Source organism: Bacillus sp. BB51/4, assembly GCF_008368845.1.
GTDB lineage: Bacteria > Bacillota > Bacilli > Bacillales > Bacillaceae_G > Bacillus_A > Bacillus_A wiedmannii.
Map to the genome: position 1 here is coordinate 204,353 of NZ_QOSC01000013.1, position 12,579 is coordinate 216,931.

Annotated in this window: 12 protein-coding genes and 5 pseudogenes; all 17 read left to right on the forward strand. The window is 32.9% G+C overall.

Translation table 11 applies throughout. The annotated features are described in order from the left end of the window. The first annotated feature begins 76 nt into the window (after positions 1–76). The 17 genes and pseudogenes from DN392_RS18260 (at position 77) to DN392_RS31260 (ending at position 12,563) form a co-directional block, all read left to right on the forward strand. Positions 77–865: a hypothetical protein gene (locus DN392_RS18260; RefSeq protein ID WP_061672529.1), complete on the forward strand. Its 789-nt coding sequence runs from the start codon at positions 77–79 to the stop codon at positions 863–865. A gap of 204 nt (positions 866–1,069) precedes the next feature. Continuing rightward, positions 1,070–1,888 carry a DUF3952 domain-containing protein gene (locus DN392_RS18265; RefSeq protein ID WP_061672528.1) on the forward strand — a complete coding sequence of 273 codons (819 nt, stop codon included), beginning with the start codon at positions 1,070–1,072 and terminating at the stop codon, positions 1,886–1,888. Between the two features lie 92 nt (positions 1,889–1,980). Further along, positions 1,981–2,074 (forward strand): annotated as a pseudogene (locus DN392_RS31255) (DUF3952 domain-containing protein); the annotation flags it as partial. A 227-nt stretch (positions 2,075–2,301) separates the two neighbouring features. Further along, positions 2,302–3,063 carry a hypothetical protein gene (locus DN392_RS18275; RefSeq protein ID WP_061672527.1) on the forward strand — a complete coding sequence of 254 codons (762 nt, stop codon included), beginning with the start codon at positions 2,302–2,304 and terminating at the stop codon, positions 3,061–3,063. Positions 3,064–3,125: 62 nt separating this feature from the next. Next, positions 3,126–3,896: a hypothetical protein gene (locus tag DN392_RS18280; RefSeq protein WP_061672526.1), complete on the forward strand. Its 771-nt coding sequence runs from the start codon at positions 3,126–3,128 to the stop codon at positions 3,894–3,896. A gap of 62 nt (positions 3,897–3,958) precedes the next feature. After that, positions 3,959–4,700 (forward strand): annotated as a pseudogene (locus tag DN392_RS18285) (hypothetical protein). 61 nt (positions 4,701–4,761) lie between these two features. Continuing rightward, positions 4,762–5,535 (forward strand): annotated as a pseudogene (locus DN392_RS18290) (hypothetical protein). A gap of 62 nt (positions 5,536–5,597) precedes the next feature. Further along, positions 5,598–6,374, forward strand: a complete 777-nt coding sequence (locus DN392_RS18295; RefSeq protein ID WP_016088153.1) for a hypothetical protein — start codon at positions 5,598–5,600, stop codon at positions 6,372–6,374. 180 nt (positions 6,375–6,554) lie between these two features. Continuing rightward, entirely contained in the window at positions 6,555–7,331 is a 777-nt protein-coding gene (locus DN392_RS18300) for a hypothetical protein (protein WP_061672524.1), read from the forward strand. Between the two features lie 176 nt (positions 7,332–7,507). Then, a complete protein-coding gene (locus tag DN392_RS18305; protein ID WP_061672523.1) occupies positions 7,508–8,281 on the forward strand; it encodes a DUF3952 domain-containing protein in 774 nt (257 codons plus the stop codon). 96 nt (positions 8,282–8,377) lie between these two features. Next, a pseudogene (locus DN392_RS18310) lies at positions 8,378–9,424 on the forward strand (phage tail protein); the annotation flags it as partial. A gap of 28 nt (positions 9,425–9,452) precedes the next feature. Continuing rightward, on the forward strand, positions 9,453–10,631 hold the full coding sequence (locus DN392_RS18315) for a BppU family phage baseplate upper protein (protein ID WP_061672538.1): 1,179 nt from the start codon (positions 9,453–9,455) through the stop codon (positions 10,629–10,631). Between the two features lie 12 nt (positions 10,632–10,643). After that, entirely contained in the window at positions 10,644–11,075 is a 432-nt protein-coding gene (locus tag DN392_RS18320; protein ID WP_061672522.1) for a hypothetical protein, read from the forward strand. Positions 11,076–11,095: 20 nt separating this feature from the next. Continuing rightward, the gene (locus tag DN392_RS30455; RefSeq protein ID WP_000852846.1) at positions 11,096–11,239 is read left to right on the forward strand and encodes a hypothetical protein; all 144 of its coding nucleotides are present in this window, start codon (positions 11,096–11,098) and stop codon (positions 11,237–11,239) included. A gap of 38 nt (positions 11,240–11,277) precedes the next feature. Beyond that, positions 11,278–11,718, forward strand: a complete 441-nt coding sequence (locus DN392_RS18325) for a phage holin family protein (protein ID WP_061672521.1) — start codon at positions 11,278–11,280, stop codon at positions 11,716–11,718. Continuing rightward, positions 11,718–12,314 (forward strand): annotated as a pseudogene (locus DN392_RS18330) (glycoside hydrolase family 25 protein); the annotation flags it as partial. The gene DN392_RS18325 and the pseudogene DN392_RS18330, both read left to right, overlap by 1 nt. Then, a complete protein-coding gene (locus DN392_RS31260) occupies positions 12,291–12,563 on the forward strand; it encodes an SH3 domain-containing protein (RefSeq protein WP_306419288.1) in 273 nt (90 codons plus the stop codon). The pseudogene DN392_RS18330 and the gene DN392_RS31260, both read left to right, overlap by 24 nt. Positions 12,564–12,579 lie beyond the last annotated feature (16 nt).

The window sequence follows — 12,579 nt, forward strand, 5'->3', positions numbered from 1 at the left end:
CAAAACATTTATTTATTCCTAGTTTGTTTACAAATATAGGGTTATTACATGATTTTAGAAAAGATGGTGTAATTATATGTGGAATATAAAAGAAGAAAATTTAAATGAATTTAAAAGTACTTGCAAGAATCGCTTAAGTCCCGATTGGGCGACAGGGTTTATGTTTGGAACGATGTTTTTTATTTCTTTAATAATGTTTTTTCTTATTGGAGGGTTAATAAGGTTTGGTTGGAGTTATTACCCGACTCTCTTTGATAAAATAATTGTTAGCCTTGAGTTAGTGTTTTATAGTCTTCAAGTAATTTTTTTAATTATTTATCTGTTTCCTAAGATGCCATTTAAATTACAGAAACTACAAACACTTGTGGTACTATTATATGCATTTCAGCTAGGCACTATAACATTTACAATGTTGATAATTCCAGGAATGTCAAATTATTCAATTGATCAAATTACATTAATGTATGTTGGGTTATTATTTTTAGGTGCAGTCATTTTACATATTTTAGCGACTATTGATACTTTTAGACAGGCAAGTAAAGGGGCATTTAGTACGGGAGAAGAATCCTCTTCATTTTTTAGTAAAACAAAGAGGAATGCAATAAAGTGTACTGTATTTTATGTGTTAACTCTTCTCATTTTTATTTATGTGCATAATGATTATACACTAAATATTTTAGGATTGTATGCGGGAGGAACTCTAATCATGTACGCGGTAGCCATAGGGGCAGCAGAGTTCCAATTATTAGCCTATTGTAGATTTAAATTTCCATCATTTTATATTTCATGGGAGGAACACGAAAGGGAACGTCAGAAAAGGGTAAAGCTTTATGAAGAGAGGGAAAAAAGTAAGCCAAAGAAATAAAATAAGTTTTGGTTTCTGAAAATTCGAATAGAATATATAAGCAATTAAGGATTGTATATAAATCGATGCTATTAAAAATTAAAGTATCTTCAATATAATCTGTATGAGTAAATAAATACCAATAAGTAAAGGTGAAATGTATTACTTTCCAAAAAGGAACATAATGAATTTAAAAATGCCTAGAGAAATCAACGGGGTGTCAGTATGAAGTTAAAGAAGAAAGCTAAGATGATGATAGTTCTGTCAATAGTAGCAAGTTTATTAAGTGGATGTGGTTTTGGGGAGATGAAGATAGAGTATGAGAGATTAGTAAAGGCGTTGGATGAAGGTGATATGAAGACGGTAATGTCTGCAAGTGATGATGGGTATGCTTATGTGAAAGAAGAGACTAGCGAAGGTACTTATGAAGAAAAAGAAGATGGTGAACATAGCAGGATAATATATCAAACAACCCATGGAGTATATAATGTGAAAGAAGACGACTTATATGGGAAAACAACTCAAAAGATTGCTACTGATATAAAAAATGATAAAAACGTTGGTAGTAATCAAAATTACAAAAAAGAAACTGTCTATAGTACAAATTTGAAAAATGAAAAATCTCGTTCAATAGCCCAGAATCAAGGCATAGATGTTTCATATGTAAAAATAATGTTTAGAGGATTAAATGAACTTAGTAAATTGAAACCGAGTGAAGATACAAAAAGATGTAGTGAACCGAGCATAATAAGCTATAATTTAACTGAATTACAGTTTAAAAGCATAATAAATGACAAGTTAAATTTAAAATATGATAAATTTGATTCTGCAATATTGATGATTGAATTTAATACGCCTAATGATACAAAAGAAAATCAAATGAGAATAATACAAATAACAATATCGGTAAATTATGAAGAAAGAAAAGAAGATAAGCTTATAAAACGCAATCAAGAAATTTCAACATATTATCATACCAGAGAAGATAATAATCAAAGTGCCAAAAAAGAATATGTAAATTATGAAAAAGAGTATATAAATTAAAAATAATATATTTTGATTGAATTTTGAGAACGATAAATGTTGTGAGGATATGAGTAAAGGGGTAGTAAAAAATAGTTATTGTGATAACAGTTATGTTTTACTGAGCGCGTATAGTTTTGGTAAATCAAAATAGAGTATGAGAGTCTAATAAAGGCATTGGATGAAGGTGACAAGAAGACGGTTATACTTAATTGAAAGAAGAATATTTGGAACTTTTGAGGAGAAAGGATACTATTTGAACTATCAAAAAGCATTCTGAGTATATGATTATGGTAATTAATGTGGTAATGATATACCTAAAAGATTATCTGAATTTAGTTGTACAAAAATTTATGTACTTAAAAATATTAAGAATGGAATAGAATTTTAGTGGATGAAAATTATTTAAACTGTATAGAAGGTGAAATGTCAAGGTGTGGAATATAAAAGAAGAAGATTTAGATAAATTTCGAATAACATGTCAAGGACGTTTAAGTCCTGAAGGTGCTACGGGTTTTATGCTTGGAACAATATTTTATATTTCAATATTTATGTTTATTATTTTTGTAGGTGATTTGAATTACTACAACAATTTTTTTGATAGAACAATTGTTAAAACTGAAATTGTGTTATTTAGTATTCAAATTATATTTTTAATTATATATCTATTTCCGAAAGCATGTTTTACATTTCAAAAGTTACAAACGCTAATCGTATTACTATATGCGTTTCAACTTGGAACGATATTATTTGTAGTTTCGATTGTTTCTGAAATGGCTGATAATTCAATTGGTAGGATGTATACCGGGCTACTAGTTGTAGGAGCAGTTATTATCCATATTGCAGCAACGCTAGATACATTTAAACAAGCAAGTGAAGGTGCATTTAGTAGTGATGAAAGATCCACCTCGTTTTTTAGTAAGACAAAAGGAGCTGTGATAAAGGGGGCTATAATATATATATCAATACTACTTCTTCTGATGTATTTTCAAAATGATTATTCAATTGATTTTTTTGTTATGTATGGAGTAGGAACTGTTTTAATGTATGCGGTTGCAATCGGAGCGGCAGAATTCCAATTATTGGCGTACTGTAGATTTAAATTCAAGTCATTTAATATGTCATGGGAAGAGAATGAGAGAATGCGTGGGAGAATTCGAAAGCGAAATACAAAATCCAAATCGAAAAGTAAATAAGAGGGAAATAGAATTGAAGTGAATGAAAATTATTTAAACTGTATAGAAGGTGAAGAGCCAGGATGTGGGATATAAAAGAAGAAGATTTATATAAGTTTAGGATGACATGTAATGATCGTTTAAGTCCTGAGGGTGCTATGGTTTTCTTTATTGGAGGGATAGTTTATACTTCAGTATTTATGTTTTTTATTTTTATGGGGGGATTGGATTATTATCATACTTATTTTGATAAAACAATTGTTAAAACTGAAATTGTTTTATATAGCTTACAATTCATCTTTTTAATTCTATATTCATTTCCAAAAGCACGTTATAAATTTCAAAAGTTACAAACGCTCGTTGTATTATTATATGCATTTCAATTAGGTACAATAACATTTACAGCGTTAGTTCTTCCTGGAATATCTGATTATTCAATTGATCGAATGACTTTAATTTGTGTAGGGTTATTATTTATAGGAGCAGTTATCGTTCATATTGTGACAACAATTGATACATTTAAACAAGCGAGTGAAGGTGCGTTTAGTAAGGATGAAAGATCCATCTCATTTTTTAGTAAAAGAAAAGGAGATGTGATGAAGTGGGCTACAATATATGCGCTAATCCTGTTTATTTTGATATATTTTCATAATGGTTATGGAATTGATGTTTTAGTTCTTTATGCGGTAGGTATTGTTTTACTGTATACAGTAGCCATTGGAGCAGCAGAATTTCAACTATTGGTGTACTGTAGATTCAAATTCAAGTCATTTAATATGACGTGGGAAGAGAATGAGAGAATGCGTGGGAGAATTCGAAAGCGAAATACAAAATCCAAATCGAAAAGTAAATAAGAGTGAAATAGAATTGAAGTGAATGAAAATTATTTAAACTGTATAGAAGGTGAAAAGTTAGGGTGTGGAATATAAAAGAAGAAGATTTAGGCAAGTTTCGAATGACATGTCAAGATTGTTTAAGTCCTGAAGGTGCGACGAGATTTATGCTTGGAACGATATTTTATACTTCATTATTTATGGTTATTATTTTTGTGGGAGGAATGGATTATTATACTACCTTGTTTGATAAGGTAATTGTTAGGATTGAATTAGTGTTATATGGTTTGCAAGTAATGTTTTTGATTCTATATTTATTCCCAAAAGCTCGTTATATTATTATATGCATTTCAACTTGGAACTATCGGATGCACGTTATTTGTTCTTTCTGGGATGATTGAGCATTCAATTGATCTCAATACACGTGTTTATGTAGGTCTATTAGTATTAGGTGGAATTATTGTTCATATTGTGACAACAGTTGATACATTTAAACAAGTAAGCGAAGGTGCATTTAGTAGTGGGGACAAATCAGATTCGTTTTTTAGTAAAACAAAGGGACATGTTATACAAGGTGCTGTAATTTATGTGTTAATTCTTCTTGTTTTGATTTATATAAATAATAATTACTCATTAAACACAATGTTTGGTTATGTTATGTGTAATGTTGTTATGTATGCAGTAGCCATTGGAGCGGCAGAATTCCAGCTCTTAGTGTATTGCAGATTTAAATTCAAGTCATTTAATATGAAGTGGGAAGAGAATGAGAGAAAGTGTGGAAGAATTCGAAAACAAAATAAGAAATCCAAAACGAAAAATAAATAATATATTAATAGAATTTTAGTGTTCGAAAAATAATTGAAACGTATAGAAGGTGAAAAACTGAATGTGGAATATAAAAGAAGAAGATTTGGATGAGTTTCGAATGACATGTAGAGTACGGTTAAGTCCTGAGGGAGCTACATGATTTATGATGGGGGGCATACTCTTTAGTTCAATAATTATATTTTCTATCGTTTTATCAGGTGGTTGGGAGTATTGTAAGGTTCTCGTTGGAATGGGAATTGTAAAGTTTGAGCTGTTTTTATACAGTGTGCAAATCATTTTTTTAATACTATATTCGTTTCCAAAAGCTCGTTATAAATTTCGAAAATTACAAACGATTGTTGTGTTATTATACGCATTTCAATTAGGAACGATTGGGCTCACAGCTTTAATTGTTTCTGAAATAGCTAATAATTCGATTGATGTTTTTACATTGACGCTTGCAAGTTTATTATTTCTAGGAGCAGTAATTTTTCATATTGTGACAACAATTGATACGTTTAAACAAGCGAGTAAAGGTGCTTTTAGTATGGATGAGAGATCTAAATCATTTTTTAGTAATACAAAGATGAATGTACTGAAGGGAGTAATGATATACGTACCACTCCTTCTGATTTTAATTTATTTTTGTAACGACTATGGGTTTGATGCTTTACTAATGTATGTGGTTGGGAGCATTTTAATGTATGCAGTAGCAATAGGAGCGGCAGAATTTCAACTATTGGTGTACTGTAGATTTAAATTCAAGTCATTTAATATGACGTGGGAAGAGAATGAGAGAAAGTGTGGAAGAATTCGAAAACAAAATAAGAAATTCAAAACGAAAAATAAATAATATATTAATATAATTTTAGTGTTCGAAAAATAATTGAAACGTATAGAAGGTGAAGAGCCAAGATGTGGAATATAGAAGAGGAAGATTTAGATAAGTTTAGGATGACATGTAATGATCGTTTAAGTCCTGAGGGAGCTACAGGATTTATGTTTGGAGGAATACTTTATAGTTCAATAGCCGTTTTTTCTATTATTGTATCAGGTGATTGGGATTACTGTATGGTTCTCCTTAATATAGGAATTGTTAAGCTGGAAGTGTTGTTATATGCTCTGCAAGTAATTTTTTTCATTCTATATTTATTTCCAAAAGCTCAATTTAAATTTCAAAAGCTACAAACAATTGTTGTATTATTAAATGCATTTCAAATGGCAATAATATTACTCGTAGTTTTGATTGGTACTAAAATGGCTAATAATTCAATTGATCAGATTACATTACTGTATGCAGGATTATTATTTTTAGGAGCAGTAATTTTTCATATTTTGACAACAATTGATACGTTTAAACAGGCAAGTGAAGGTGCATTTAGTATGGATGAAAGATCCGCTTCCTTTTTTAGTAAAGCAAAAGGAAAGATGATGAAGTGGGCTACATTATACGCAGTAACTATTCTCATTTTGCTATATTTTCATAACGATTATGGATTTGATACTTTAGGTATGTATGTAGTAGGGACCTTTTTAATGTATACGATAGCCATAGGTGCAGCTGAATTTCAGCTATTAGCGTATTGCAGATTTAAATTTCCGTCATTTAATAAAACGTGGGAGCAACATAAAAGAGAAACTCCAAGATATCAAAAGAAAAATAAAAAAAGTAAATCGAAACGTAAGGCATAAAGGGAAATGGCAGAATAAATTTAAATGTCCGCCATTTAATATAACGTGGGAAGAGAATGATAGAATGCGTGGGAGATTTTGAAGGCAAAATACAAAATCCCAATCGAAAAGTAAATAAGAGTGAAATAGAATTGAAGTGAATGAAAATTATTTAAACTGTATAGAGGGTGAAGAGTCAGGATGTGGAATATAAAAGAAGAAGATTTAGATAAGTTTCGGATGACATGTCAAGATCGTTTAAGTCCAGAAGGTGCTACAGGATTTATGTTTGGAGGAATACTATTTAGTTCAATAACTATTTTTTCTATTGTTTTATCAGCTGGGTGGGATTACTGTATGCTTCTCTTTAATATAGGAATTGTTAAGTTAGAAGTGTTATTGTACAGCCTACAAATAATTCTTTTCATTATTTATTCATTTCCGATAGCTCAATTTAAATTTCAAAAACTACAAACCCTTGTCGTATTATTATATGCATTCCAAATGGCAACAATAGCTCCTACTGCGTTGACTGTTACTAAAATGGCTAATAATTCAATTGACTGGATTACAATACTGTATGCGGGTTTATTGCTTTTAGGAGCAGTGATTTTTCATATCGTGACAACAATTGATACGTTTAAACAAGCGAGTGAAGGTGCGTTTAGTATGGATGAGAGGTCTGCTTCTTTCTTTAGTAAAACAAAAGGAAAGATGATGAAGTGGGCTACACTATACGCAGTAACTATTCTTATTTTGCTATATTTTCATAACGATTATGGGTTTGATGATTTATTTATGTATGTAGTAGGGACCTTTTTAATGTATACGATAGCAATCGGAGCAGCTGAATTTCAGCTATTAGCATATTGCAGGTTTAAATTTCCGTCATTTAACATTTCATGGGAGCAACATAAAAGAGAGACTCCAAGATATCGAAAGAAAAATAAAAAAGGTAAATCGAAACGTAAGGCATAAAGAAAGTGTGTATTGTAAGTTTTGATGGTGAAAAAGTAATAATTTATAGGAGAGTATTTGAACTACAAAAAGAAAATTTACTTATGTAAGGTGATTAAAGTGATTAGAAGATAATCTGATCGAAAATATAGAGAGTGTAGTGTGATGATGAAATGAACACAAAAAAGGTTTCTAAAATGATTCCTATCATAATAGCAATCAGCCTACTACAAGCATGTAGTTTTTTTGAAGAAAAGATAGAGTATGAGCCATTTGTTAAGGCATTGGATGAAGGTGACATGAAAAAGGTTATGTCCGCTAGTGATGATGGATATGCGTATGTGAAACAAAGAGGTATATATAGTACATATGAACAAAAAGAAGATGGAGAGCATAGTAAAACAATCTACCAAACTTCGACAGGTGTATATAATATAAAAGATAAAAGTTTATATGGAAATACAACACAAGAAATTACCTCGGAAGTAGATAATAAAAATTATAAAGAAGAAGTTAATTATAGTACCAATATTATGTATCAAAATGGACAGGTACAAAGTCCGGATTCAAACCTGGATGTTTCATATGTGAACTTAATTGTAAATCGTTTAAAAGGAATAAGGAAACTAAAGATGAAGCCCGGAGGTGATATAAAAAAGTTTGATCAGCCTAGTACTGTCGGATACAAACTAACTGAATTAGAGTTTCAGAGTATCATTAATGATAAGTTGAAAATACAATTTGATGAATATGGTGGTGGATCAATCGCATTGCATATTGATTCTAAAAATGGTTCAAAGCAGATATTGGAAGTAAGTATTGTAGTGAATTATAAGAAGAGAAATGATGAGGGCAATTTAGTAAAATATATATCACAAATACATACATCTTTTGATAGTCACCAAGGTAATAATCAGGATGCGAGACAGGAATATATTGATTTGAAAGCACAGTATAATAAGAAGCAGTAATATTAAGAAGGGCATTTGCATGTAAAGATAATAGCGACATAAGTGTGGTGAATGTTTCATAAATATCTCTATTTGTAGTGGAAAGAATTTGAGTATAAATATGTAGCCCCAATTGCCAACTATCTCGATACTAACAAAGGCGTTATTTTAGATGTAATTACGAATGTCTTTAATTCAGTAGCAGCTTTCCTATTGGGAACACTACCGCAATTAATCGAAGTTGGCTCGCAAATGATTATGAGTCTAGTAAACGGATTGGTCCAAGCGGCACCTTCGATACTAGAAGCGATGGTTGAAGTGATCAATACGATTATACAGTCAATTGCTACGTATCTACCTATGATAATTGAAGTAGGTATGCAAATTTTACAGGCGCTAATCACTGGAATTGTACAAGTCCTACCTACGATTATCCAAACGGGATTACAGCTGATTCTTACGCTAATCCAAGGAATCATGCAAATGATACCTACGTTAATTCCCGTAGCTGTAACGATTATCGAGACGATTATCAACGGATTGATATCGTTCTTACCTCAGTTAATCGAGATAGGTATTAACTTATTGACTACGCTAATTACAGGTATTACACAAGCGCTTCCGTTAATAGTACTTGCGATTATCACGGTTATTACTACTTTAATCGATGCGATTACAGCGAATTTACCGGCAATCATTTCGGCAGGTATTTCGATATTGACTACGTTAATAGACGGTATCGTACAAATGTTACCTCAGCTAATTGATTTAGCAGTCAATTTAATAACGAAAGTTGCTGATACAATTCTAGCGAATCTACCCGCAATTATTGATGCAGGGGTAAAGATACTCATGGCGTTGATAGATGGGATTGTTCAGATATTACCGCAGTTAATTAACGCAGCTTTAACGTTAATCGCTAAAATTGTCGAGACGCTTATCGCTAATTTACCGCAGATTATAAGCGCAGGGGTTAACATTCTACTAGCGTTGATCGCTGGTATTTTTCAAGTGATTCCACAATTAATAGTAGCGGCAGTTAAGTTAATCATAACTCTCGTTGGCGAAATAATTAAAAACCTACCGAAGCTTTTAGAAGCAGGAGTTAAATTAATCGAAGCACTAATCAAAGGTATTTTGTCGCTTTTAGGACAGTTAGGAAACGATGCTAATCGATCTAGCGAACATGATCATGACGAGAACGATAAGTTCAAGGGAGAATGATCGAAACGGATTTAAGGTTATTGTTAACCTGAAAGAACGAGGGAAACCAGTGGATTTAACGGGCTATGTAGTAAAGTATGAAGCGATTAGCCCATACGGTAATTTCGTTCGTGACGATGCAGTTGTTACGAATGCAAAAGACGGAGTGTTTGAGTATATCGTATCAAAAGAAGCTGTATCAAGTGCTGGAGTGTGGATTGGTTACTTTGCTTTTGAAAAAGGGACTGAACGTTTTACAACACAGGACATACGGATTTCGTTAGGAAACGATGTGAAACAAGGGAACATCCCAATAGAAAATTACATCGCAGAGTTTGATAAGCTTAAGAAACAGATAGATGCTTTGCAAATAGCGGTCGATAAGGCAGACGTTGTTAAACGTAGTGGCGACACTATGACAGGTAATCTTGACATGGACATCACTGGAGGTTTCAAAACCTTACAGTGGACAGCTGGGGGAGTTAAAAAAGGGCAAATGACTATGAGTGCAACAGGCGCATCTCTTCAAGGTTTTCCTTCCACTGGAGGAACTAAAACAGCGTGGGCTTACAACCATGACACTGACGCGTTTAACATATTAGCTTCAGGTACAAACGTACTTAAAAAAGCTGGAGATACTATGAGTGGAAACTTAACGTTGGACAGAACTGGAACGGCAGCTAGGGATATATTATGGTCGAAAGATGGAGTAGCCCAAACTAATTTAGGTATGAATAGCGCCAATAAGATTAGATTGTACGATAACGTAAATGCTCTCACTGTTTTCGAACACGATACAGCAACTAAAACTTTCAGTATACTAGCTGATTTCAAAACAAAGAACGACACCGATTGGACAAACCTAACTCTACTAAACGGAGTAACAAATCAAACAGGTAAAACATCTAAGGTAAAAAGAACAGGAAATACCGTTTGCCTAACTGTTAATGTTATAGGCGTAAAAAATAACCAAATCATTACTACACTTCCAACAACTTTCCGTCCGTTAAGTGATATGGGATTTTCAAGTTCATATATAAAAAGTGATCTAAATTCCGCTGAAGGTATTATTACCATTCGTGCGGATGGTTCGGTCCATTGCGAGTGGATATCCGAAGGAAGTACCCCTTTGAAATTCTGGTCATTCACACTTACGTATCTCATTTAAGGAGGCTGAACAATGAAACATATTTATTTGTACAACAAAGACACAGGAGCTTATATAGGTGATGATGTTATTTTTCCAAGACAAGAAGAAATAAGAGGTATGGTTACTAAAACGAGAATTGAAACGGTGGTTATCGGAACAGAAGAAGCCGATGGTTATAAGTACCCTATATACGGGAATGAAGAAGTGCAGTATGAAGAGGAAGATGTGATTGGGTATAAAGACGTCTATGATATTCCTGATAATGCAACAGAGATTCCCCTCCCACAACCAAACTGGAAACCTGTTTTTAAAGATGGCAAGTGGATTGAAACAATCACACAAGAAGAACTGGATGAGTTGAACAAGCCACAAATACCACAACCAAGTGAACTTGATAAGCTTAAAAAGCAACAAGAATTAATGCAGCAAGCTTTAGATGAATTAATTATTTCTAGTATCTAATAAAAAGGAGCTGACGCAACATGGCTGAGTACATGGCTCAACGAGTAATTGATGAAGTTTTTACGTATACATTTATCGTCACAAAGATGAAAGCATATAAAGAAAGAATCGATAAATACTTAACTGAAAATGGAAGAGAAGACTTAATTACAAGCGCGCAATAGAGTGGGCTTTTTTTATTTTTAAAAAAGGAGGTAAATAAGTGGATCGTATTGATGTATTATTGAAAACATTTATAGCTACATTTGGTGGATTCTGCGGGTATTTTTTGGGAGGATGGGATGCAACATTGAAAATCTTAGTGACGATGGCAGTTATTGATTATTTAACTGGCATGATAGCAGCAGGATACAACGGAGAACTAAAAAGTAAAGTTGGTTTTAAAGGCATCGCCAAAAAGGTGGTGCTTTTTCTTTTGGTTGGAGTCGCGATTCAGTTAGATACAGCACTTGGAAGTAATAGTGCTATTCGTGAAGCGACAATCTTTTTCTTTATCGGAAATGAGTTGCTTTCACTTTTAGAAAATGCAGGGCGTATGGGAATCCCGTTACCTTCAGCGTTAACAAACGCAGTAGAAGTTTTAGGTGGTAAGAGCAAAAAAACAAGCTCTGAATATGATAATAAAAAAGGAGATGTTGAATAATGGGTTATATTGCAGATATTTCTAAGTGGAATGGAGACATTAATTGGGATGTAGCAGGACCGCAATTAGATTTAGTAATTGCACGTGTGCAAGATGGTTCGAATTATGTAGACCCTTTGTATAATGGATATGTACAAGCGATGAAATCAAGGAATATTCCTTTTGGAAATTATGCATTTTGTCGTTTTGTATCTATCAACGATGCCAAGAAAGAAGCGCAAGACTTTTGGGCTCGTGGTGACAAATCAGCTAAGTTTTGGGTAGCTGATGTTGAAGTGCAAACAATGAGTGATATGCAAGGTGGGACACAGGCGTTTATCGATGAACTACGCCGACTAGGAGCTAAAAAGATAGGGTTATATGTAGGGCATCATACGTATGATTCGTTTGGAGCGCGTAATATACAAGCTGATTTTGTATGGATTCCGCGATATGGTGATAATAAGCCAGCGTATCCTTGTGATATTTGGCAGTACACTGAAACTGGAAATGTACCTGGCATTGGTAAGTGTGATCTTAACTCACTTATAGGAGATAAACCTCTTTCATGGTTTACTGGAGTAGATGAAACAATTGCAAATAGTCAATATGATTCTAGTTGGTTTACAAAACAAGACGGTGTATTTAAGTTAAATACATCTATTAAACTTCGTACCGCACCATTAACTGATGCTCCAATTATCGCTACACTTAATGCAGGCGATGAAGTAAAGTATGATGCATTCGGTTATGAAAAAGACGGTTATGTATGGATACGTCAACCACGTTCAAACGGATATGGTTACATTACAACTGGTGAAACTTCAAACGGAAAACGTGTTAGTAGTTGGGGTTCATTTAAATAAAAGAATAGTTTGATTA